Annotated in this window: 18 protein-coding genes; 7 read left to right on the top strand and 11 right to left on the bottom strand. The window is 75.9% G+C overall.

Annotated elements, in window-relative coordinates:
• Positions 1-801 carry a DUF2182 domain-containing protein gene (locus GD880_RS07070; RefSeq protein ID WP_152230927.1) on the top strand — a complete coding sequence of 267 codons (801 nt, stop codon included), beginning with the start codon at positions 1-3 and terminating at the stop codon, positions 799-801.
• A gap of 44 nt (positions 802-845) precedes the next feature.
• Here GD880_RS07070 and GD880_RS07065 read toward each other — a convergent pair whose 3' ends face one another.
• Together GD880_RS07065 and lepA are read right to left on the bottom strand one after the other, a co-directional pair.
• Entirely contained in the window at positions 846-1,511 is a 666-nt protein-coding gene (locus GD880_RS07065; protein ID WP_193314397.1) for an MOSC domain-containing protein, read from the bottom strand.
• A complete protein-coding gene (gene lepA, locus GD880_RS07060) occupies positions 1,508-3,421 on the bottom strand; it encodes a translation elongation factor 4 (protein ID WP_152230926.1) in 1,914 nt (637 codons plus the stop codon). The genes GD880_RS07065 and lepA overlap by 4 nt, the downstream gene beginning before the upstream one ends.
• Positions 3,422-3,560: 139 nt before the next feature.
• Between lepA and GD880_RS07055 the strand changes: the two genes are divergently transcribed.
• From GD880_RS07055 to rpsT, 3 genes are all read left to right on the top strand, one after another.
• Complete coding sequence (locus GD880_RS07055; protein WP_152230925.1) at positions 3,561-4,127, top strand: hypothetical protein; 567 nt, start codon at positions 3,561-3,563, stop codon at positions 4,125-4,127.
• Between the two features lie 26 nt (positions 4,128-4,153).
• Complete coding sequence (locus tag GD880_RS07050; RefSeq protein WP_152230924.1) at positions 4,154-4,762, top strand: type II toxin-antitoxin system PemK/MazF family toxin; 609 nt, start codon at positions 4,154-4,156, stop codon at positions 4,760-4,762.
• 201 nt (positions 4,763-4,963) lie between these two features.
• Complete coding sequence (gene rpsT / locus GD880_RS07045; RefSeq protein WP_152230923.1) at positions 4,964-5,224, top strand: 30S ribosomal protein S20; 261 nt, start codon at positions 4,964-4,966, stop codon at positions 5,222-5,224.
• 102 nt (positions 5,225-5,326) lie between these two features.
• Here the strand turns inward: rpsT and GD880_RS07040 are convergent, their stop codons facing one another.
• The 6 genes from GD880_RS07040 to GD880_RS07015 all read right to left on the bottom strand — a co-directional run bounded on the left by GD880_RS07040 (position 5,327) and on the right by GD880_RS07015 (position 13,424).
• Entirely contained in the window at positions 5,327-6,466 is a 1,140-nt protein-coding gene (locus tag GD880_RS07040; protein ID WP_152230922.1) for a glycosyltransferase family 4 protein, read from the bottom strand.
• A gap of 78 nt (positions 6,467-6,544) precedes the next feature.
• Entirely contained in the window at positions 6,545-7,969 is a 1,425-nt protein-coding gene (locus GD880_RS07035) for an MFS transporter (RefSeq protein WP_152230921.1), read from the bottom strand.
• 64 nt (positions 7,970-8,033) lie between these two features.
• Positions 8,034-9,041 (bottom strand): DNA polymerase III subunit delta, encoded by a 1,008-nt coding sequence (holA, locus tag GD880_RS07030; protein WP_226909444.1) that lies wholly within the window; start codon positions 9,039-9,041, stop codon positions 8,034-8,036.
• Positions 9,042-9,082: 41 nt separating this feature from the next.
• The gene (locus tag GD880_RS07025; RefSeq protein WP_193314396.1) at positions 9,083-11,581 is read right to left on the bottom strand and encodes a ComEC/Rec2 family competence protein; all 2,499 of its coding nucleotides are present in this window, start codon (positions 11,579-11,581) and stop codon (positions 9,083-9,085) included.
• A complete protein-coding gene (locus GD880_RS20640) occupies positions 11,578-12,408 on the bottom strand; it encodes a helix-hairpin-helix domain-containing protein (protein ID WP_226909443.1) in 831 nt (276 codons plus the stop codon). Before GD880_RS20640 ends, GD880_RS07025 begins: the two co-directional genes overlap by 4 nt.
• Positions 12,409-12,530: 122 nt before the next feature.
• Complete coding sequence (locus tag GD880_RS07015; protein WP_152230919.1) at positions 12,531-13,424, bottom strand: DegV family protein; 894 nt, start codon at positions 13,422-13,424, stop codon at positions 12,531-12,533.
• A 65-nt stretch (positions 13,425-13,489) separates the two neighbouring features.
• Here GD880_RS07015 and GD880_RS07010 point away from each other — a divergent pair, with 65 nt between their 5' ends.
• Positions 13,490-15,322: a helicase HerA-like domain-containing protein gene (locus GD880_RS07010; protein WP_152230918.1), complete on the top strand. Its 1,833-nt coding sequence runs from the start codon at positions 13,490-13,492 to the stop codon at positions 15,320-15,322.
• Positions 15,319-16,188 (top strand): TolB family protein, encoded by an 870-nt coding sequence (locus GD880_RS07005; protein WP_152230917.1) that lies wholly within the window; start codon positions 15,319-15,321, stop codon positions 16,186-16,188. The genes GD880_RS07010 and GD880_RS07005 overlap by 4 nt, the downstream gene beginning before the upstream one ends.
• Before the next feature lie 46 nt (positions 16,189-16,234).
• On the opposite strand, the gene GD880_RS07000 is transcribed toward GD880_RS07005, so the two are convergent.
• Complete coding sequence (locus GD880_RS07000; protein WP_152230916.1) at positions 16,235-17,257, bottom strand: aldose 1-epimerase; 1,023 nt, start codon at positions 17,255-17,257, stop codon at positions 16,235-16,237.
• Positions 17,258-17,408: 151 nt separating this feature from the next.
• Positions 17,409-20,348 carry a leucine--tRNA ligase gene (gene leuS / locus GD880_RS06995; RefSeq protein ID WP_152230915.1) on the bottom strand — a complete coding sequence of 980 codons (2,940 nt, stop codon included), beginning with the start codon at positions 20,346-20,348 and terminating at the stop codon, positions 17,409-17,411.
• 265 nt (positions 20,349-20,613) lie between these two features.
• Between leuS and GD880_RS06990 the strand changes: the two genes are divergently transcribed.
• The gene (locus GD880_RS06990; RefSeq protein ID WP_152230914.1) at positions 20,614-21,069 is read left to right on the top strand and encodes a Dps family protein; all 456 of its coding nucleotides are present in this window, start codon (positions 20,614-20,616) and stop codon (positions 21,067-21,069) included.
• A gap of 6 nt (positions 21,070-21,075) precedes the next feature.
• Here the strand turns inward: GD880_RS06990 and nhaA are convergent, their stop codons facing one another.
• Positions 21,076-22,368, bottom strand: coding sequence for a Na+/H+ antiporter NhaA (gene nhaA, locus GD880_RS06985; protein ID WP_152230913.1), 1,293 nt, complete (start codon positions 22,366-22,368; stop codon positions 21,076-21,078).
• Between the last annotated feature and the right edge of the window lie 86 nt (positions 22,369-22,454).

Genomic DNA, 22,454 nt, shown 5'->3' with positions numbered 1-22,454 from the left:
ATGGGCGCCGCGGCCGCGCTCGCCGGGTGGCTCGGCCGGCGCAGCACCGTCATCGCCGTCCTGCTCGCCGCCGCCGCCCTGGCGTGGGCGGTGACCGCCGCCCTGGCGCTCGGCGGCATGGGCGCTCCCGGCATGCCGGCGACCATGGGCCTTTCGGTCGTGCCCTTCCTCGGGGTGTGGGTGCTGATGATGGCGGCCATGATGTTGCCGGCCGTGGCGCCGGTCGCGGCCCTGTACCTGCGCTCCCTGGGGGCGTCTCGGCCCGGCCGCGTCGCCGGCTTCCTCGGCGGCTACCTCCTCGTGTGGGCCGCCGCGGGCGTGCCCGCCTACCTCCTGGCCGGGGCGGCCAGCCAGCTCGCCGCCGGCCAGCCGCGCACCGCCCAGGCGCTCGCCGTGGCGACGTTCGTCGCCGTCGCCGTCTATCAGGTCAGCCCGTTGAAACGGGTGTGCCTGCGCAACTGCCGGTCCCCGCTCGGGCAGTTCCTGCGGTACGCGCAGGTCACCGGCCCGGTGCGGGACCTCCGGGTCGGGGTGCACCACGGCCTGTACTGCCTCGGCTGCTGCTGGGCGCTGTTCGTGGCGCTCATGGCGGTCGGGCTCATGAACCTGGTGGCCATGGCGGCGCTCAGCGGGCTCGTCGCCCTGGAGAAGCTGTGGTCCCACGGTGTCGCCGCCTCGCGCCTCGTCGCCGTGGGCGCCCTCGCCGTGGCCGTGCTGCTGGCGGTGCGGCCCGAGCTGGCCCAGGCGCTGTGGACCGGCTCGATGACGTCGCCGATGCCGACCGACATGCCGTCGATGTGACCGGCCGCCGGCGCCGCCCCCGGGGCGAGCTGCCGGTCAGGCCGTCAGCGCGGCACCGCCTGCCGCAGCGCACGCTCGACGTGCTCGCGCAGGTACTCGGCCATGGCCCAGCCCGTCGCCGCCTCGTGGGCGAGCAGCGCCCGCGCGTCCTCGGGCCGCCGGCCGGTGAACCACCGGGTGACCGACACGCCGTGCCCGGGCCGGTGGGCGACCTCGACCCCGTCGCCGGCCCGGATCGCACCGGGGGTGAGCACGCGCAGGTAGACGCCGGTGCGGCCGTGGTCGGTGAAGCGGCGGACCCAGCGCTCCTGCCCCAGCCACCGGCCGAAGGTCGCGCACGGCGTGCGCGGTCCGGTCACCTCCACCTCGAGGGTCTCCCCGACGCGCCAGCGCTCGCCGATCTCGGCGTCGTCGACCGCCAGGCCCGCCACCCGCAGGTTCTCGCCGAACCGGCCCGGCGGCACCGGCTCGGCCAGCTCGCCGGCCCAGTGGTCCGCCTCGGCCTGGTCGACGGCGTAGAGCGCCTTCTCGCGGCCGCCGTGGTGCTGGCGGTCGGCCTGGACGTCCCCGCGCAGCCCGTAGGCGCCCACCCGGTGGGGGCCGTCCACCGGGTGCTTGTCGATGGCGGTGACGCCGACCGTGCCGTCGTCGGGCCGCAGCCGGGCGACCCGGCACACGTGCGTGACGGCGGCCGAACCGGGCGTCGTCACTTCTTCCCGGTCGGCGCGTCGGAGGTCAGCGCGGCGATGAAGGCCTCCTGGGGCACCTCGACCCGACCGATGTTCTTCATGCGCTTCTTGCCCTCCTTCTGCTTCTCGAGCAGCTTGCGCTTGCGGCTGATGTCGCCGCCGTAGCACTTGGCGAGCATGTCCTTGCGCAGCGCCCGGATGGTCTCGCGGGCGATGACCCGCGAGCCGATGGCGGCCTGGATCGGCACCTCGAACTGCTGGCGCGGGATGAGCTCCTTGAGCTTGGAGGCCATCGTCACGCCGTAGCTGTAGGCCTTGTCCTTGTGGACGATGGCGGAGAAGGCGTCGACCTTCTCGTGGTTGAGGAGGATGTCGACCTTGACCAGGTCGGCCTCCTGGTCGCCGTCGGCCTCGTAGTCCAGCGAGGCGTACCCGCGGGTGCGGGACTTCAGCTGGTCGAAGAAGTCCCCGACGATCTCGGCCAGGGGCAGGGTGTAGCGGATCTCGACGCGATCCTCGGAGAGGTAGTCCATGCCGCGCAGGGCGCCGCGCCGGCCCTGGCTCAGCTCCATGATCGCGCCGATGAACTCGCTCGGGGCCAGGATCGTCGCGCGCACCACCGGCTCGCGGATCGCGCTGATCTTGCCCTCGGGGAACTCGCTCGGGTTGGTCACGTGGACCTCCGTGCCGTCCTCGGTGACCACGTCGTAGGAGACGTTCGGCGCGGTGGAGATGAGGTCGAGGTTGAACTCGCGCTCGAGCCGCTCGCGGACGATCTCCAGGTGCAGCAGCCCGAGGAACCCGCAGCGGTAACCGAACCCGAGGGCCACGGAGGTCTCGGGCTCGTAGACGAGGGCGGCGTCGTTGAGCTTGAGCTTGTCCAGGGCGTCGCGCAGCAGCGGGTAGTCGGAGCCGTCGATGGGGTACAGGCCCGAGAAGACCATGGGCTTGGGCTCGCGGTACCCGCCGAGCGCCTCGGGGGCCGGCTTGGACATGTTGGTGACGGTGTCGCCGACCTTCGACTGGCGCACGTCCTTCACGCCGGTGATGAGGTAGCCCACCTCCCCCACCCCCAGGCCGTCGGAGGGGGTCGGCTCGGGCGAGATCACGCCGATCTCGAGCAGCTCGTGGGTGGCCCGGGTGCTCATCATCTCGATGCGCTCGCGCGGGCTGAGCTTGCCGTCGACGACGCGCACGTAGGTGACGACGCCGCGATAGGTGTCGTAGACCGAGTCGAAGATCATCGCCCGGGAGGGGGCGTCGGCGTCCCCGACGGGAGCCGGGATGTCCGCCACGATCCGGTCGAGCAGCTCGGTGACCCCCTCGCCGGTCTTGCCCGAGACCTTCAGGCAGTCCGCGGGGTCGCCCCCGATGAGCCCGGCGAGCTCCTCGGCGTACTTCTCCGGCTGCGCGGCGGGCAGGTCGATCTTGTTGAGGACGGGGATGATCGTGAGGTCGTTCTCCAGCGCCATGTACAGGTTCGCCAGGGTCTGCGCCTCGATCCCCTGGGCGGCGTCGACGAGGAGGATCGCGCCCTCGCAGGCGGCCAGGGACCGGTTGACCTCGTAGGAGAAGTCGACGTGGCCGGGGGTGTCGATCATGTTCAGCGCGTACGGCTGCTCGCCGACCTGCCAGGGCATGCGCACCGCCTGCGACTTGATGGTGATGCCGCGCTCGCGCTCGATGTCCATCCGGTCGAGATACTGCGCCCGCATGTCCCGCGGCTGGACCACCCCGGTCAGCTGCAGCATGCGGTCCGCCAACGTCGACTTGCCGTGGTCGATGTGGGCGATGATGCAGAAGTTGCGCAGCAGCGCGGGCGGGGTCGCCGCCGGGCGGATCTGCGCGGCCTGGGCCGGGCTGGGGATCGGTGACACAGCTACCTCTACGCGTGGTGCACGGGCGGCACGTCGGACAAGAACTCGCCCCATGGTCCCACGCCGGGCCGCCGGTCGACGACGGCGGCCGCCCCGGTCACGGGCGGGGGCCGGCCGCCGGGTCCGAACGTTGCTGTTCGCCCACGGATGACGCGTCCTCCCCCGGCGCCGTCCCCGTGCGAGCCTGGTGCCCATGACCGCGACCGGGGACTTCCTCAACCAGGTGGTGCCGACGCTGGTGCGCCTGGCCCGGCGCCCGGGCGGCCTCCTGCTCACCGCCGCCGGCCTGGGTGTGGGGGTCTTCGGCGCCCTCGGCGTGCTCGCCGGCCTGACCGGGACCGGCACCGGGGCGTGGGTGCCCCTGATCCTCGCGCTCGTGCTCGCCGTGCCGGTCCTCGTCCTCGCGGTGCGCCGCGAGCGGCTCCAGCGTCAGACCCGTGACCTGCACGTGCGCACCGTCCACCAGCCCACCCGCGACGTCGCGGTCGTCGAGCCGGGCGCTGTGCCGGACCCCGTGCAGGCCGAGATGGACGCGCTCAGCGCCGCGATGGCCGAGAACGCCGTGCGCACCGCGCGGTTCCTGCCCCGGGTCGAGGCGGCCCAGCGGGCGGCGCTGGCCGCCGCCGGCGGCCCGGTCCTCGCGCCCTACCTCAAGGACGACCTGCGGGTGACCTTGCTCGCGCTGCTCGGCACGCTGGCCGCGGTGCCGCTCTCCGCGCTCGGCGCCGTCGCGACCGCCGCGGCGCTGCTGGCCCGCTGATCGACTGCCGCGGCTAGCCTGCCCGGATGAGCAGCAGCATCTGGCGCCGCGCCCTGGGGGCGGCCGGCGCCGCGGCCGCGTCCGCCGTCACCGCCCGCCTGCGGGGCAACCGGTCGGCCACCCCACCGAGCCCGCGCCGTCAGCGGTCCGGCACCGCCCGCCGCGGCGCCGCCTCACCCGCGGCCAGCCCGGGCGAGCGCCAGGTCCAGGCCGCCTCGCGCGAGACGGTGGAGTACGACGTCGCCCGGCTGGGCCTGCCCGCGCTGGCCTACGCCGCCCGGCACGACGACCAGCCCGACCCCGGCGAGGTCGTGTGGACATGGGTGCCCTACGACGACGACCCCGACCAGGGCAAGGACCGGCCCGTGCTCGTCCTGGCCCGCGAGGGCGCCGGGCTGGTGGTCGCGCAGATGACCTCCCAGGACCACGACAAGGACGCCGCCGACGAGGCCCGGTGGGGCCGGCGGTGGATCGACGTCGGGTCCGGGGCCTGGGACGCCCGCGGCCGCCCGAGCGAGGTGCGCCTCGACCGGCTGCTGTGGGTGGACCCCGAGGCCGTGCGCCGCCAGGGCGCCGCCCTCGCGCCGGCCCGTTTCGCCGAGGTGACCCGGGCGCTGCGCGAGCTGCACGGCTGAGGACGAGACGCCGGACACACGGCGCGTGCTCGCGGCCCCACCGGCGCTCCTGCTAGGGTGCTTCCTTGGGTTTGCCGCCTGGTCGGCGGCTGCCCGGCCACCGACCAACCACGAGGTATCCCCACGCCCCAGTCCCGGTCGCGGCACATCCCTCACCGACCGTTGACAGATCGCTCAGGCGAACGCAGAGAGAGTCCAGACGTGGCGAACATCAAGTCCCAGATCAAGCGCATCCGCACCGCCGAGAAGGCGCGGCTGCGCAACAAGGCTGTGAAGTCGGAGCTCAAGACGTACGTGCGTCGGGTCCGCGAGGCCGTCACCACCGGTGACAAGGACGCGGCCAGCGAGGCGCTGAAGCTTGCCGGCCGCAAGCTCGACAAGGCGGCCAGCAAGGGCGTCATCCACGCCAACCAGGCCGCGAACCGCAAGTCCAAGCTGGCCAAGCAGGTCGCCGCAATCTGAGCCGGCTCCGGCCGGGCCGGATTCGCGCCCGCCGGCCGCATGACCGACACCGCACGGCGCCGCCCCCCAGGGGGCGGCGCCGTCGCCGTCTGCGCGCCCGGCTCACACCCGAGCCCGGCGCGACGCGCCGGCCACCGCCATCGCGTCGGCGTAGTGGCCGACGATCGCCTCGCCGAGCACGTCCCACGAGCGCGGCAGCACCCGGCGCCGGCCGGCCTCGCCCATCCGGGCCCGCATCGCCGGGTCGGCCACGAGGACGCGGACCGCCCGCTCCAGGGCGCCGTCGTCCTCGGGCGCGTAGAGGTAGCCCGTCTCCCCCTCGGCGACGACGTCGAGCGGGCCGCCGGCCGCCGGCGCCACCACGGGCAACCCGCTGGCCATGGCCTCCTGAAGGGTCTGCCCGAAGGTCTCGGTGGTGCCGGTGTGGACGAAGACGTCCAGCGCGGCGTAGGCGCGGGCGAGGTCCTCCCCGTCCAGCCGCCCGAGGAAGGCCGCGCCGCCGCCGAGGTCGCGCTCCAGCGCCGGCCGCGAGGGCCCGTCGCCCACGACGACCACCCGCGCCCCGGGCACCCCGGTGAGCCGGGCGAGCCGCTCGACCCGCTTCTCGGGGGCCAACCGCCCCACGTACCCGACCAGGACCGTCCCGGCCGGCGCGCCGGCGAGGAGCCGCGCCCGCAGCGCCGCCCCGGCCGGCGAGGTGCGGTGCCGAGGGTGGTAGGTGGCGGCGTCGACCCCGCGGCCCCACCATCGGGTCCGGCCGATGCCGTTGGCGGCCAGGTCGGCGAGGGACGCGGAGGACGGCGCCAGGGTGAGGTCGGCGTAGGAGTGCACGTGGCGCAGCCAGCGCCAGATGCTCGGCGCGGTCGCGGCGAGGCCGTGCTTGCGGGCGAACCCCGCGACGTCGGTCTGGAAGACCGCGACGGTGGCCACGCGCCGGCGCCGGGCGACGTACAGCGCCTGGGCGCCCAGGCCGAACGGCGAGGCGGCGTGGAGGACGTCGGGCCGGAAGTCGTCGAGCGCGCGCACGAGGGCCGGCGAGGGCACACCGGCGCGGAAGCCGCGATAGCTGAAGCCGGGCACCTGCACCACCGGGTACCCGGCGTAGGCGCCTGGCGCGGGGCCAGGACACACGACCAGTGCCTCGTGGCCGCGGCCCGCCAGGTGGTCGAGGACCCGCAGCACCGAGGTGGTGACCCCGTTCGCGGAGGGCAGGAAGGACTCGGTGACGACGGCGACGCGCACGAGCCCACCGTGGCGGCCCCGGGTGGCGTCCCGGGAACCGGAAGCCGTGTGTCCGGTGACGCGTCGGTGAACGCTCGGTCAGGCCTCGAGCGCCAGCCCGCGCTGCTCCTTGAGGAGCAGCGCACCCGCCGCGGCGAGCACGAACGCGACCGCGAAGACGGTGAAGACCAGCCACAGCTGCCCGGCCTGCAAGAGCACCGGGACGGCGAGCGGGGCGAAGATCGAGGCGAGGCGGCCGAAGCCGGCGGCCCAGCCGGCGCCGGTGCCCCGCACGGGGGTGGGATACATCTCCGGGGTGACGGCGTACAGGGCACCCCAGGCGCCCAGGGCGAAGAAGGACAGGAGGCAGCCGGCGGCGACGACGCCGGCGGGCGTGCTCGCGCCGGCGAAGAGGGCCGCGGCCGCCGCGGCGCCGAGGAGGAACGTGGCCAGGGTGGGGCGCCGCCCCCACCGCTCGATGAGGTAGGCCGCGGCGGCGTAGCCGGGCAGCTGGGCGGCGGTGATGATCACCGTGTAGGCGAAGGACCTGACCATGGTCATGCCGTCGGCGACGAGCAGCGTGGGCAGCCAGGTGAAGGCCCCGTAGTACGCGAAGTTGAGGAAGAACCACACCGCCCACAGGCCGGTCGTGCGGGTGCGCAGGTCCGGGCGCCACAGGGCACGGAACCCGCGGGTGGGCCCGGCGTGCTCGCCTGATGCGACGGACGCGTCCGCCGATGGGTGGCTCGCCGCCGGGCGGACCGCGTGAGCCGCGGCCGCGGCGCCCCCCGCGGAGGCCGCGGACGCGCTCTGGCCGAACAACGGAGCGGAGTCCTCGAACGTGCGGACGGCCGCCTCGGCCTCGGCCTGCCGACCGGCCGCCTCGAGGAACCGCACCGACTCGGGGATGGAGCGGCGCACGTACAGGGCGTACACCGCGGGCAGGGCGCCGATGGCCAGGGCCCAGCGCCAGCCGTCGTCGTGCGGGGCGACGACGAGATAGCCCACCAGCGCGGCGGCGAGCCAGCCCACCGCCCAGAACGCCTCGAGGATGACGACCAGGCGGCCGCGCACCCGGGTGGGCGCGTACTCGCTGACCAGGGTCGAGGCGACCGGCAGCTCGGAGCCCAGGCCCAGGCCGACGACGAAGCGCAGCACCAGCAGTGCCGCCACGGAGCTGACGAGCGCCGAGGCGCCCGTGGCGAGTCCATAGACCAACAGGGTCAGCGCGAAGACGTTGCGCCGGCCGAACCGGTCCGCGAGCAGCCCGCCCAGCGTCGCGCCGAGGGCCATGCCGACGAAGCCGATGGAGCCGATCCAGCCCAGCGTCGTCGGCTCGAGCTGCCACTGCTTGGACAGCGCCGCCATGACGAACGAGATGAGGCCGACATCCATGGCGTCGAGCGCCCAGCCGATGCCCGAGCCGCCGAGGAGGCGGCCGTGCGCGCGGGTGAGTGGCAGCCGGTCCAGCCGCTCGGCGCGGGTGAGGGCGGGCGCCGCGGGGCGCGCGTGGGGCTCGGTCACAGCACGACCGTAGCCACCTCACCGGCGTGGCGGACGAGCCGTCTCGTCCGGCGACTGCGGCGCCTCAGTGCCGGCGCCCGTGCGCCGCCGCGACCTTGAGCACGGCCCGCTCGACGGCGAAGACCGGGTCGCGGCCCTGCCCCTTGACCTCGGCGTCGGCCGCGGCGACGGCGGTGATGGCGGCGGCGAGCCCCTCGGGGGTCCAGCCGTCCAGCTCCTTGCGGGCCCGGTCGATCTGCCAGGGCGCCAGACCCAGCTCGCCGGCGGAGACCCCCGAGCGTCCCCGGGTGGCGGCGACCTTGGCGAGCGTGCGCAGCTTCATCGCCAGGGCGGCCACCAGCGGCACCGGCCCGGTGCCGGTGGCCACGGCGTGGCGCAGCAGCGTCACGGCGTCGCCGGCGTGGCCGGCGACGGCGGCGTCGGCCACCTTGAAGCCGGTGGCCTCCACGCGCCCGCCGTAGTAGCGCTGCACCACCTCCGCCGTGACGACCCCGGTGGTGTCGGCGAGGAGCTGAGTGGTGGCCGCGCCGAGCTCGCGCAGGTCCGCGCCCACCGCCTCCACCAGGGCCTGGACGGCGTCGGCGTCGATCCGGCGGCGGGCGCGCTTGAAGTCGGCGCGGACGAAGTCGGCCTTGTCGCCGTCGCGCTTGACCTGCTCGCAGGCCACCACCGGGTACCCGGCTGCCGCGACGGCGTCGAGCAGCTTCTTGCCCCGGGTGCCGCCGTTGTGCCGCACCACGAGCCAGACGTCGTCGGGCGCGGCGCGCAGGTAGACCAGCGCGTCGTCGAGGAGGGCGTCGGTCATGGCCTCGGCGCCCTCGACGACGACGCAGCGGCGCTCGCCGAAGAGGGACGGGCTGGCGACCATCTCGAGCTGGCCGTGCTCGTACGCGGCGGCCTCGAGCCGGGTGACCTCGACGTTTGCGTCGATCGCGCGGGCCTGGTCGAGCAGCCGGTCGACCGCGCGGTCGGCGAGCAGGCCCTCGGTGCCGCGAACGAGCACCACGGGGGCGAGGTCGACCTGGTCCCAGGTGAGGCCGGGGCTGGGGGTCTTGCGGCGGGAGGGAGGCACGCCCCAAGGGTGCCACGACCCGCCGACATCGCCGGGCACCGTCACCGCGGCGGGCACCTGGCTACGGCGCCCAGGCCGTCGCCCGCGGGGACCACGGCGATCGTGCCGCAGAGGTCGGTGCGCAGCACCGCGGCGCCGAGGCCGCCGTAGAGCTCGAGCGCCGCGGGGGCCGGGTGGCCGTAGTCGTTGCCAGCCCCGACGCTGACCACCGCGAGGCGCGGGTCGAGCATCGCCGCGAGGGTGCGGTCCTGGCGTGCCGACCCGTGGTGGGCCATGACGACGACGTCCACCGGCGCCGCCCCGGGCCCGGCGCCCCCGTGGCGCAGTGCGCGCAGCAGCCCGGCCTGTCCCGCCAGCTCCAGATCCCCGGGGGCCAGGACGTGCAGGCCGGGGGCGCGCAGGTCCAGCGCGAGGGAGAGGTCGTTGACGTCGTCGGGCCCCGAGAGCGCGGGCACCGCGCCCGCCGGCGGCCACAGCACCGCCCAGGTGACGTCCCCGGCCACGCCCTGGGTCCCGGCGCCGTCGGCGACCGGCCGGGCGACGGGCACGCCGTCGAGCTGACCGAGGACCGCGGCGACCGTGGCGGCCGGCTCCGGGCCGGGACCGAGCAGGACGCCGGCGACGTCGACGGTGTCGAGCACCTCGGCGAGGGCGCCGACGTGGTCGGCGTGCGCGTGGGTGAGCACGAGCAGGTCGAGGCGCCTGACCCCGGCTGCCCGCAGGCAGGTCACGGCCGCGCCGCCGGCCGGGCCGACGTCGACCATGACGGCGGCACCGGGGCCCGAGCGCAGCAGGAATGCCCCGCCCTGGCCGACGTCGCACTGGACCGCCAGCCAGCCCGGCGGCGGACCACGCCCGGGGAGCAGCCCGCTCGCCAGGTGCCGCGGCCCGGGCAGCAGGAGCGCCACCAGGGCCAGGAGCGCCGGGGCCGCGACCCACCGCGGGGCGCGCGGACCGGCCCGGGCGAGCAGCGCCACCGCCGCGGCGGTCAAGACCGCCAGGGCGACGAGGCCGGCCGGCCCGGGCAGCCAGGGCAGCTGGGCGGCCGGGGCCGCGGCGAGGGCACGGGCCACCGTCGCGATCCACCAGGTGCAGCCCGCGGCCACGTGCACGAGCGCGTGCGCCCCGCCCGGCCACAGCGGCGCCAGCAGCGTGGCAGCCACGCCCAGCACGGTCGCCGGCGGCACGGCCGGCGCGGCGAGCAGGTTCGCGGGCACGGCGTAGGTCGCCACGGCGGGTTGGAGGAGGACCACCACCGGCGCGCACGCCGCCTGCGCCGCGGCGGGCAGCGCCAGCGCGGCCGCCAGCCAGCGGGGCAGCCAGCGCGCGAGCCATCGCGTCCACGGGCGGGCGAGCAGCACGAGACCGGCGGTGGCGAGCACCGACAGCACGAACCCGTAGGCGCGCGCCAGCCACGGGTCGCCCAGGAGCAGGACGACGACGGCGGTGCACAGACCCGGCAGCGCCCGGGCCGGCCGGCCGAGCACCAGCGCGGCGACCACGACGGCGCCCATGACGGCGGCCCGCAGGACGCTGGCCTCGGGACGCACCAGGGTCACGAGCGCGACCAGCACGACGACGGCGCCCCCCGCCCGCCACCGCCGCGGCAGCCAGGCCAGGGCGGCGAGCACCACGCCCAGCACGATGGCGACGTGTGCGCCTGAGACGGCGGTGAGGTGGGTCAGCGAGGTCGCCCGCATCGCCGCGGCCAGGTCCGCGGGCAGCGCCCGGTCGTCCCCGACGGCGATGCCCGGCACCAGGCCCCGAGCGTGCGGGGGCAGGTCGGCGGTGAGCGCGCGCAGATCCTGGCGCAGGTGGTTGACCACCGCCAGGTGGCCACCGGGGCCGGCCAAGATGGTCGGCGCCGCGCGGGTGGTGGCCAGGGCGGCGGCCGCGTCGCCCGGTGGGGTGGCCCGCACCGTGGCGCGGACCCGGACCTGCTCCCCCAGCGCCACCTCGGCCCACTCCGGTGGGCCGACCAGCACGACCCGCGCCCGGCTGGGGCCGGCCTGCCCCCGGCCGGCGACCTCGGTGAGGCGCAGCTCGAGCCGCTGGCGCGGGACGCTCTCCCACTGCCGCTGCGCCACCGGCCGCGGCTCGGTGGCGACGTGGCCCACCAGCACAGCGCTGGCGCCGTCGCCCAGCTCGGCCAGCAGGCCGGTGCTCCGGGTGTGGACCTGCACCGCGGTGGAGGCGAGCCCGGCGCACAGCGTCGTCAGCACCAGCAGCACGGCGGCGGCCGGCCGCGCGGTCGGCGCGCCGTGGTGGCGGCCCCGTGCGCGGGCGCGGGCTTCTCGGGGTAGCCGCAGGGCGGCCGCGGTGGCGCCGGCGCCCGCCAGAGCCGCGGCCGCGCCGAGCAGTGCCGCGTCGGCCGCCACCCCGATCCCGGTGGCTGCCCACAGGGCCAGGGCAGCCGGGACGAGCCGGGCGTCGACGGGTGCGGGCGGCGGCCCGGCCGTCTCGGTGGGCGGGCGGTCGCGCGGACCCGCCGGGTCGTGTCGGCGTCCCGTGGCGTCCGCGGCCGCCGGCGGGCCGGTCACACCGTCACCAGCGGGCGCAGCCGCTCCATGGTCGTCGGGCCGATGCCCGGGACGGAATCGAGGTCGTCGACCGAGGTGAACTGCCCGTTGGCCTCGCGCCACTCGAGGATGCGCTGGGCGATCGCGGGCCCGACGCCCGGCAGGGCGTCGAGGTCGGCGGCGGTCGCCGTGTTGAGGTTGACGAGGCCGCCCGCCCCGGCGCCCGAGGTTCCCGGTCCGCCGTCTGGGCCGGTCGGGCCGGCCTGGCCCCCGGGGACGGCTGATCCCGCCTGCCCGCCGGGGACGGCCTCGCCGAGACGGGGCAGGTAGACCTGCTCGCCGTCCACCAGCAGGCGGGCGAGGTTCACCGCCGCGAGCTCCGCCTCCCCGGTGGCCCCGCCGGCCGCCTCCACCGCGTCCGCCACGCGGGCGCCGCCCGCCAGCTCGACGACGCCGGGACGCGCGACCGCGCCGGCCACGTGCACGACCACCCGCTGCGCGCCGGCGGTGGCGGCGGGGACAGGACCGGCGGACGCCGAACCGGCGCCGGGCCTTTCCGCGGGCGCGCCCGCCGGGCCGTCGGGCGCCTGCCCCGTCGCGCCGGGCGCCGGCTCGGCGCTGTCGGCCGTCGGCAGCGGCACCGGGGCTGCCGGCGCGTGCGCCCACGACAACGCCGCCCACCCCAGCCCCAGCAGGAGCAGCACCACCGCCGCCGCGGCCGCGGCCCGACCGCCCGGCAGCCAACGGCGGGCGGCCGGGACGTCGTCGTCCTCCGGCGTGACCTCGAGGTGCCCGGCCGCGGCCGAGTAGGCGGCGCGGGTCAGGGCGTGCAGTCGGGAGCTGTCCACGACCGGCACGTTATGCAGGCCGTCCCGCGCGGCCGGAGCCGCGGCGGCGCGGCTGTGGACGGGCTGGCAGGACCGCGCCGGGCCCAGCCGGCGCCGGCTGCTGCGGCGGCGGCGGCGGCGACTCAGCCCGCCGGAGCGACGACGACGCCGAGCGCGCCCGGCCCGGTGTGCGCGCCCACCACGGCGGTCAGCTCGCTCCGGAGGGTCTCGGCGACGAGTGCCCCCGTCTCCGCCAGGGCGGCGGCCAGCTGGTCCTGCAGCTCCCGGGCCTCGGCGGGGTCGCCGAAGTGGTGCAGGGCCAGCCGCACCCGCACCGCCGGCGGGTGCGGCACGCGGGCGCCGGGCCCGCCGGCCGCCTGGACCGCGCGGGCCACCAGCCGGCGCCGGGCGCGTGCGAGGCCGCGGACCGTCTCCACCACGGCGATCCGGCCGTCGGCGATGCCGAGGACGGGGCGGATGCCCAGGGCCGAGCCGACGAGGGCGGCGCCCGGGCCGATCCGCCCGCCGCGCTGGAGCCAGCCGAGCTCCGGCACGGCGAAGAGGACCTGTGCCTTGGCCGCTGTCTCGCGGGCCACGGCGACCACCTGGTCCGCCGGCCGGCCGGCGGCCGCCGCCTCGGCGGCCGCGAGGGCGGCCAGCCCGGTGCCGCCGGCGACCGTGCGGGTGTCGAGCACGTGGACCCGGCGGCCCTCGGCGGCAAGGAGCGCGGCGGCCCGCCGCGCCGTACCCACCGTCCCCGACAGCTCGCCCGACAGGTGCAGGCTGACCACTTCGCGATCGCCGTCCGCGGCCGCGCGGAACACCGCGACGAGCTCGCCGACCGACGGCTGGGAGGTGGTCACCGCCGCGCCGGCCCGCATCCGGTCGACCAGCTCCGCGCTCGAGGCGGCGTCGTCGAGCCGGTCGTCACCGGCGACCACGACGTGCAGCGGCGCCACGCCGATGCCGTACACCGCCGCCACCCGCGGCGGCAGGCTCGCCGTCGAGTCGGTGACGACGGCGACGGTCGGATTCATGACCCTCACCCTACGGTCGCCCGTCCCGGGCGCCCGCGTGGGACGCCGCACATAGGATCCCCGCCATGGCCGACGCACCCGACGCCGCCGAGATCGCCCGCCTGCGCGCCGCGGCCGCCCAGGCGGCCGCCGAGGCGGCCGAGGCCCGCGCGGCAGCCGCCCAGGCCGCACTCGACGCCGCGCTGGCCGCGAGCGGCGATCCTCCGGCTGCGGCGGGAGCGGCGGCGCCCGCGGCACCGGCACCGTCAACCGTGCCCGCGGCCCCTGCACCAGCACCGGGCGACGCACTGACGGGCTACGCCCAGGAGGTCGCACAGCGGTACGCCTTCACCGGGCCCAGCATCGCGCTGGGGGCGCTGCTCGACGGCGGCGCCCCGGTCCCCGGCGCCCCGGTCCGGCTCCCGCTCGCGATGCTCAACCGCCACGGTCTGGTGGCGGGCGCCACCGGTACCGGCAAGACCCGCACGCTCCAGCTGCTCGCCGAGGAGCTCTCGGACGCCGGCGTGCCGGTGTTCCTCACCGACATCAAGGGCGACCTCACCGGCCTCGCGCAGCCCGGCGCCCGTAGCGACAAGCTGCTCGCCCGCACGCGCGCGCTGGGCCAGGACTGGTCGCCGTCGTCCTTCCCGGTCGAGCTGCTCGCGCTGGGCGGCGCCGGCGCCGGCGTGCCGGTGCGCACCACCGTGACCGACTTCGGCCCCCTCCTGCTCAGCCGCGTCCTCGGGCTCAACGACACCCAGGAGTCCAGCCTGCAGCTGATCTTCCACTGGGCCGACGCCCAGGGGCTCGCCCTGCTCGACCTGAAGGACCTGCGCTCCACCGTCGCCTATCTCACGAGCGACGCGGGCAAGCCCGAGCTGCGGGACATCGGCGGCATCTCGACCGCCACCGCCGGGGTGATCCTGCGCGAGATCGCCGCCCTGCAGGCCCAGGGCGCCGACGCGTTCTTCGGCGAGCCGGCGTTCGAGACCACCGACCTGCTCCGCACCGCCGCGGACGGCCGCGGCGTCGTCACCGCGCTCGAGCTTCCCGACCTGCAGGACCGTCCCGCCTTGTTCTCCACGTTCGTGATGTGGCTGCTCGCGGACCTGTTCGGCTCCCTCCCGGAGGTCGGCGACGCGGACCGGCCCACGCTGGTGTTCTTCTTCGACGAGGCGCACCTGCTGTTCACCGGCGCCTCGAAGGAGTTCCTCACCCAGGTGGTGCAGACCGTCCGGCTCATCCGCTCGCGGGGCGTCGGGATCTTCTTCGTCACCCAGACCCCGCAGGACGTCCCGGCCGACGTGCTGGCCCAGCTCGGCGCCCGGGTCCAGCACGCCCTGCGCGCGTTCACCCCTGAGGACGCCGACGCGCTGCGCGCCACCGTGCGCACCTTCCCCACGTCGCCGCTGAACCTCGAGGAGGTGCTTACCTCCCTGGGCACGGGCGAGGCGGTCGTGACCGTCCTGTCGGAGTCGGGCGCGCCCACGCCGGTGGCCCCCACCCGCGTACGCGCCCCGCGCTCGGCCATGGGCCCGGCCGCGCCGGGCACCACCGAGCAGGTCGCCGCCGCCTCCCCGCTCGCCGCGCGCTACCGCGAGCCGGTGGACCGCGAGTCCGCCTACGAGCTGCTCACCGCGCGGGTGGCCCAGCAGCAGGCGGCCGCCCAGGCGGCGAGGGCGAAGGCGGAGGCCGACCGCGCGGCGCGGGCGCAGGCCGCGGAGGCGGAGAAGGCCGCGCGGGCGCACGACAGGGAGCGGCGAGAGCAGCTCGAGCGGGACGAGGCCCGCGTCCGGGCGGCATCCCGGCGGGCGCGGAGCGCCGGGTCGAGCGCGATCGACAGCCTGCTCCGCTCCGCCGGCACCCAGCTCGGCCGGGAGATCACCCGCTCCCTCTTCGGCACGAGGCGGCGCCGGTGACCCTCGCACCGGGGCGGCACGCCGCGCTCACGGTCATCGACGTCGCCACCGGCGCCTGCGAGGTGGTGCTCCGGACGGACCGGCACGTCGAGGCGCCGAACTGGAGCCGGGACGGGCACTGGCTCGTGGTGAACTGCGACGGCGAACTCTACCGTCTGCCCGCACCCGGGGCGGGCCCGGCCGTCCTCGAGCGGATCGTCACCACCGGGCTCCCGCCGGTCAACAACGACCACGTCCTCGCGCCCGACGGCACGACGATCTACGTCTCCGGTCGCGACGGCCACCTCTACGCCGTGCCGTGGACCGGCGGGACCGGCCGTCGCATCGGCAACGGCCAGCCGGAGGCGCGCCGGTTCAAGCACTACCTGCACGGCATCTCCGCCGACGGGCGCACCCTCAGCTACGTCGGCGGCGGCCTGGACGCCGCGGGCCGGTGGGTGACCAACGTCTACACCGTCCCCGCGGCCGGTGGCCCCGACCGGCAGCTGACCGACGACCCCTTCCCCGACGACGGCGCCGAGCTGGCCCCGGACGGGTCGGTGTGGTTCAACTCCGAGCGTGCCTCCCCGGGCCACGCCCAGCTGTTCCGCTGGGCGGGCGGCGCCGTCGAGCAGGTCACCGACGACGAGCGCGTCAACTGGTTCCCGCACGTCTCCCCGGACGGGCGGTGGGTGGTCTACCTCAGCTACCCGCCCGGGACCGCGGGGCACCCGGCCGACCTCGACGTCCTGCTCCGGCTGGTCCCCGCCGACCGGTCCGCTCCCCCGCGCGACCTGGTCGGGCTGCGCGGCGGCCAGGGCACCACCAACGTCAACGGGTGGGCGCCGGACTCGCGGCGGTTCGCCTTCGTCGCGTACCCGCTCTGACCTGGCGTGACCGACCGGGTCCGGGCGACCGCGAAGCGTCGCGGCGTCAGCCGCGGCGGTACACGATGCCGCTGACCAGCTGGCGGCGGGCGCCGGGCGCGAGGGCGATCGCCTTGGCGGTGTCGGCGCGGTTGAAGGCGTCGGCGAGCAGCTGGCACGGCTCGACGGCCACCGAGGTGCGTGGGTCCCGGTCGAGCGTGTCGCCGGTGAAGACGTGCACCACCCGGGCCTGATCGGGTTCCTGCTCGACGGTGAGGGTGGCGCCGGTGCGCGGGGAGCGCACCACGGTGGCGACCACGCCGTCCTCGTCGGGGACGAGGTGGGTGAAGGCGTCGTCGAGCACCGCCGTGCCGAGGGGGGCGTAGCGCGCGGGGGCGGCGACGCCCGCGTAGGCCTGCTCCCCGGCGAGCGGGATGAGGTCCTCGTCGGTGAGCACCCGGGCGCGGGCCGGGATGGTGACATCGAGGTCGTCGACGGCGGCGTGGCCGGGCAGGCGCAGGTACGGGTGCCAGCCGAGGGCCACCGGCGCCGGGTCGTCGCCGGTGTTGACCACGCTGATCTCGACGTCGAGACGGGCCTCGCCCTCCGAGCCCACGCCGAGGGAGTAGGTCACCGTGACGTCGAGCGCGAACGGGTAGCCCGGGTGGTCGCCGGGGGCGAGGGAGGTGCGCAGGCGCACCATGCGGTCGCTGTCGCTGGCGGCGACCTGCGCCCGGGTGAACCGGGTCCCGGCCACCAGGCCGTGCAGCGCCTCGCCGTCGGCGTCGGCCGCGAGCTCGTGCCGCTGCCCGGCGAAGGTGTACACCGCGCCGTGCACCCGGTTCGACCAGGGCACGAGGACCGCGTTGCGGTAGCCGTCCTGAGCCTCGAGCTCGGCGGCCGAGGCGTACCCGTCGAGCAGGTCCACCGGCCCGCCGTCAGGCCCGGGCACCTGCCACGCCAGGAGCGTCGCCCCGGTCTCCGCCACGACCAGACGGGCGCCGTCGGGGTGGGTGAGGATCCACGTCGGCTCGCCGTCGAAGGAGCCGCGCTCCACGGTCGCGCGGTTCTCGGGTGCCGCAGTCGCCATCAGTTCGCTCCAGGGTCGGAAGGTCTCTCCCCCAACTGTGGCCGATCGGCGCCCGCCGTGCCGAGATGTCCACGGACCGTCGCCCAGCCACCAGCCACGATGTCAGTCTGGCCGCGACCAGAGTGGCATCGTGGCTGGTGGCGGAGCGGGGCTACTTCGCCGGGACGATGTTGACCAGCTTGGGCGCCCGCACGATCACCGTGCGCACCGCCTTGTCGCCCAGGCTGCGCTTGACGGCGGCGGAGCCCAGGGCCAGGGCCTTGAGGTCGTCCTCGCCGATGGAGGCGGGCACCTCGAGGCGGTCGCGCACCTTGCCGGCCACCTGGACCACGCAGGTGACGGTGTCCTCGACGAGCAGGGCCGGGTCCGCCGTCGGGAACGGCTCCTTGGCCAGGGACTCGCGGTGCCCGAGGCGGGACCACAGCTCCTCGGCGATGTGCGGGGCGACCGGCGCGACCATGAGCACGAGCGGCTCGACGGCCTCGCGCGGCACCTGCGCCAGCGCCGTGAGGTGGTTGTTCAGCACGATCATGCGGGCGATGGCGGTGTTGACCCGCATCGCCGACATCTCGGTCTCCACCTCGGCCACCGTGCGGGCGACGAGCTTGCGGGTCTCGAGGTCGGCGGGCGCGTCCACCGCCGTCGTCTCCCCCGTGTGCTCGTCGACGACGTTGCGCCACAGCCGCTGGAGGAACCGCTGGGAGCCGACGACGGCGCGGGTGTCCCAGGGCCGGGAGACGTCCAGCGGCCCCATCGACATCTCGTAGACCCGGAAGGTGTCGGCGCCGTACGTCGCGTACATGTCGTCGGGGGTGACGATGTTCTTCAGCGACTTGCCCATCTTCCCGTACTCGCGGAAGACCTCCTGGCCCTGCCAGGTGTAGGTCGGCTCACCATCGGCCCCCGCCGGCCCCTCCACGACCTCCTCCGCCGGCACGTACTGCCCGCGGGCGTCGGCGAAGGCGTACGCCTGGATGTAGCCCTGGTTGAAGAGCTTGTGGAACGGCTCGGAGCTGGAGATGTACCCCAGGTCGTGGAGCACCTTGTGCCAGAAGCGGGCGTAGAGCAGGTGCAGGACGGCGTGCTCGACGCCGCCGACGTACAGGTCCGCGCCGCCGGAGACGTTCGCGGGCGCCGCGGTGCCGTCGGGCAGCGTCGTCGCCGGGCGCGGGCCCATCCAGTACCGCTCGTTCGCCGGGTCGACCGGCGCGGCGTCGTTGTGGGGGTCGAGGTAGCGCAGCTCGTACCAGGACGAGCCCGCCCAGTTCGGCATGGTGTTGGTGTCGCGGTGGTAGGTCTTGACCCCGTCGCCGAGGTCCAGCTGCACCTCGACCCACTCGGGCACCCGCCCCAGCGGCGGCTCCGGGGAGGACTCGGCGTCGTCGGCGTCGAAGGTGCGCGGGGAGTAGTCGGGCACCTCGGGCAGGTCCACCGGCAGCATGGACGCCGGCAGCGCGTGGACGCGGCCCTGCTCGTCGTAGACCACCGGGAACGGCTCGCCCCAGTAGCGCTGGCGGGAGAACAGCCAGTCGCGCAGCCGGTAGGTGGTCGCGCCGCGTCCGACGCCCTTCCGCTCGAGCCAGGCGGTGATGGTGGCCTTGGCCTCGTCCATGCCCATGCCGTCGAGGGAGATCTCCTCGTTGGCGGAGTTGATGGTCGGGCCCTCGCCGGTGAACGCCCCGCCCTCGAAGCCCTCCGGGGGCTGGACGGTGCGGATGACGGGCAGGTCGTAGACCTGGGCGAACTCGTAGTCGCGCTCGTCCTCGGCCGGCACGGCCATGATCGCGCCGGTGCCGTAGCCCATGAGGACGTAGTCGGCGGTGAACACCGGGACGGCACCGCCGTTGACCGGGTTGGTGGCGAACAGACCCGTGAACACGCCGGTCTTGGTGCGGCCCTCGTCCTGGCGCTCGGCGTCGGTCTTCGCCGCCGCGGCCGCCTGGTACGCGCGCACCGCCTCGGCCGGGGCGGCCGCCCCGCCGGTCCACGCCGCCTTGGTGCCCTCCGGCCAGGCGGCCGGGACGCCGTCGGCGAGCAGCGGGTGCTCCGGGGAGACCACCATGAACGTGGCGCCGAAGAGCGTGTCCGGCCGGGTGGTGAAGACGGTCAGCGGCTCGGTTGCGCCGGCGACGGCGAAGTCGACGTGCGCGCCGGTGGACCGGCCGATCCAGTTGCGCTGCATCGAGCGGACCTTCTCGGGCCAGTCGATGGTGTCGAGGTCGTCGACCAGGCGGTCGGCGTAGGCGGTGATGCGCAGCATCCACTGGCGCAGGTTCCGCTTGAAGACCGGGAAGTTCCCGCGCTCGGACCGGCCCTCGGAGGTGACCTCCTCGTTGGCCAGCACGGTGCCCAGGCCCGGGCACCAGTTCACGGGCGCCTCGGAGATGTACGCCAGGCGCTGGTCGTCGAGGACCTGGCGCCGCTCGTCGGCGCTCAGCTCGGCCCAGGCCCGCCCGTCGGGGGTGGGCCGGGTGCCGGCGGCCAGCTCGGCCTCCAGCTCGGCGATGGGGCGCGCGCGGCCGAGGCCGCCGTCGGGGCGCTCGGCGTCGGCGTCGTAGAAGGAGTTGAAGATCTGCAGGAAGATCCACTGGGTCCACTTCACGAACTCCGGGTCCGTGGTGGCAAAGGTGCGGCGCGAGTCGTGCGCCAGGCCCAGCCGGCGCAGCTGGGAGCGCATGTTGGCGATGTTCTCCTCGGTGGTGATCCGAGGGTGCTGGCCGGTCTGGACGGCGTACTGCTCGGCCGGCAGGCCGAAGGCGTCGTAACCGAGGGCGTGCAGGACGTTCTTGCCCTTCATCCGCTGGTAGCGGCCGACGACGTCGGTGGCGATGTACCCCAGCGGGTGGCCGACGTGCAGCCCCTTGCCGGAGGGGTAGGGGAACATGTCGAGCAGGTAGAACTTCTCGGTGGGGACCGGGGCGCCGGTGGCGAGGTCGCCGGTGGGGTTGTCGGCCCAGAAGGTGCCGCGCTCCTCCCAGCGGTCCTGCCAGGCCCGCTCGATCTCGTTCGCCAGGGCCGCCGTGTAGCGGTAGCCGGTCTCCTCGGCGGGGACGCGCTCTTCGGTGGTCGTGGCGTCGTCGTGCGTGCTCATGGCTGCTCTTCCTGCTCAGTGATGCTCGGGGCTCCGGACATGAGAAAACCTCCCGACAGGGAGGTGAGCCGCGCTGGCGCGGCGCCGAGGGCGCCCGCTGGTGTCAGCGCGGCTGCGTAAGGAGCACCGCGGCCGTCATGGTCCAAGGCTATCGCAGCGCTCCGGTGCCCCAGCGAACGGCTCGACGGGCGGCGCCGGGAGGGCGTACCTAGGGTGAGGGGCACCGCATCGTGGCCCCATTAGGGGCAGGAAGGAGCACGTATCCATGCCCACGACGACGCTGCCCGCCATCGTCGAGACGAGCCTGCAGCAGGCGCTCGTCGACCTGGTCGACCTCGCCCTCCAGGGCAAGCAGGCGCACTGGAACCTCCACGGCCCGCACTTCCGGTCGGTGCACCTGCAGCTCGACGAGATCATCGCCGAGGTCCGGGCGGGGTCCGACGAGGTCGCCGAGCGGCTCGTGGCCGTCGGCGGGACGCCGGACGCCCGCGCCGCGACCGTGGCGGAGGGCTCCGGGCTGCCCCGGCTCGACGGCGGCCCGCTGGCCACCGACAAGGTCATCCGGATGTTCGAGGAACGTCTGCAGGGCGTGGCCGACCGGATCAAGGAGCGCCTGGACGAGCTCGACGAGACCGACCACCTCAGCGCCGACCTGCTCATCGGCATCGCCCGCGGCCTGGAGAAGCAGGCCTGGATGCTGCGCGCCAGCACCAGCGACTGAGCGGACTCAGCGCCGGCCGGCCCGCACCCTCTCGGGGCGCGGGCCGGCCGCACCGCCGCCCGCCGGAGCGCGGCGGGCGCCGGCGCCCCGGACCCGCACCCGGGCGCGCAGCCGCAGGGTGAGCCCGCCGAGGACGGCGGAGAGCACCGAGCCGACGATCACGGCCAGCTTCGCCGAGCTGCCGAGGCCGGTGCCACCGAAGGACAGGTCCGCGATGAGCAAGGAGACGGTGAAGCCGATCCCGGCGAGCATCGCGACGCCGAGCAGGTCGGCCAGGTCCACCCCGTTGCCGAGCCGCAGGCGGGTGGTGCGCACCAGCACCGCGACGCCGCCCCAGATGCCCAGCGGCTTGCCGAGCACCAGGCCGGCCATCACGCCCAGCGCCACGGGGTCGGCGAGCACCTCGCCGAGCCCGCCGGAGTCGACCACGGCGACGCCCGCCGCGAAGAAGGCGAACACCGGGAGGACGAGCCCGGCGGACCAGGGCTGCACACGGGCGACGAACCGGTGGGTCATGGCCTCGCGCTCGCCCCGGCCGGCGCGGGCGGGCACGCTCAGGCCGAGCAGCACCCCGGCGACCGTGGCGTGCACGCCCGAGGCGTGCATGAGGCCCCACGCGAGGACCGCGAGCGGGACGAGCACCCACCAGGCGCCGACCCGTCGGCGCACCAGCACGGCGAAGAGCCCCACGACCGCCAGCGCGCCGAGCAGCGGCAGGAGGTGGATCTCCTCGGTGTAGAAGACGGCGATGACGGTGATGGCGAGCAGGTCGTCGACCACCGCGAGGGTCATGAGGAACACCCGCAGTGCGGGCGGCAGGCCCCGGCCGAAGATCCCCAGGAGCGCCAGCGCGAAGGCGATGTCCGTGGCCGTCGGGATCGCCCAGCCCGCGGTCGCCCCGGAGCCGGCGCCCAGCTGGACGAGGGTGTACAGGACGGCCGGGCCGATCATGCCGAGCACGGCGGCGAGCATGGGCAGCAGCGCCGCGCTGAGGCGACGCAGCGACCCGGTGACGAACTCGGTCTTGAGCTCGAGCCCGACGACGAAGAAGAAGACGGCCAGCAGCCCGTCCGCCGCCCACGCCGAGACCGGGAGGTCCAGGTGGAGGCCCGAGGGCCCCACCACCGTGCCGGCGAGGGCGAAGTAGCTCTCCCGCCACGGCGAGTTCGCCCACACCAGCGCCAGCACGGCGGCGACGAGCAGGAGCAGCCCCGAGGAGCGTTCGTCCTGCAGGCGCGCGGCGAGCCCGCGGCGGGGGCGGCTCGTGCGGACGTGGTGGTGCTCACGCGGCTGCGTCACGGAAGGCTCCTGGGGTCGGCGGCAGCAGTGCCGACCAGACTTCCCGGCTCACCTGCCACCCAGCATACGGGACGGCCTCGCCCTGA

It is taken from the genome of Georgenia ruanii, assembly GCF_009193175.1.
GTDB classification, from domain to species: domain Bacteria; phylum Actinomycetota; class Actinomycetes; order Actinomycetales; family Actinomycetaceae; genus Georgenia; species Georgenia ruanii.
This window is presented reverse-complemented; position numbering and strand designations above follow the sequence as displayed.

Coding starts and splice junctions, on each gene's coding strand:
- GD880_RS07070 (WP_152230927.1), top strand. CDS start 1: ATGGGCGCCGCGGCCGCGCTCGCCGGGTGGCTCGGCCGGCGCAGCACC.
- lepA (WP_152230926.1), bottom strand. CDS start 3,421: ATGGGGCGAGTTCTTGTCCGACGTGCCGCCCGTGCACCACGCGTAGAG.
- GD880_RS07055 (WP_152230925.1), top strand. CDS start 3,561: ATGACCGCGACCGGGGACTTCCTCAACCAGGTGGTGCCGACGCTGGTG.
- GD880_RS07050 (WP_152230924.1), top strand. CDS start 4,154: ATGAGCAGCAGCATCTGGCGCCGCGCCCTGGGGGCGGCCGGCGCCGCG.
- GD880_RS07015 (WP_152230919.1), bottom strand. CDS start 13,424: ATGAATCCGACCGTCGCCGTCGTCACCGACTCGACGGCGAGCCTGCCG.
- GD880_RS07010 (WP_152230918.1), top strand. CDS start 13,490: ATGGCCGACGCACCCGACGCCGCCGAGATCGCCCGCCTGCGCGCCGCG.
- GD880_RS07000 (WP_152230916.1), bottom strand. CDS start 17,257: ATGGCGACTGCGGCACCCGAGAACCGCGCGACCGTGGAGCGCGGCTCC.
- leuS (WP_152230915.1), bottom strand. CDS start 20,348: ATGAGCACGCACGACGACGCCACGACCACCGAAGAGCGCGTCCCCGCC.
- GD880_RS06990 (WP_152230914.1), top strand. CDS start 20,614: ATGCCCACGACGACGCTGCCCGCCATCGTCGAGACGAGCCTGCAGCAG.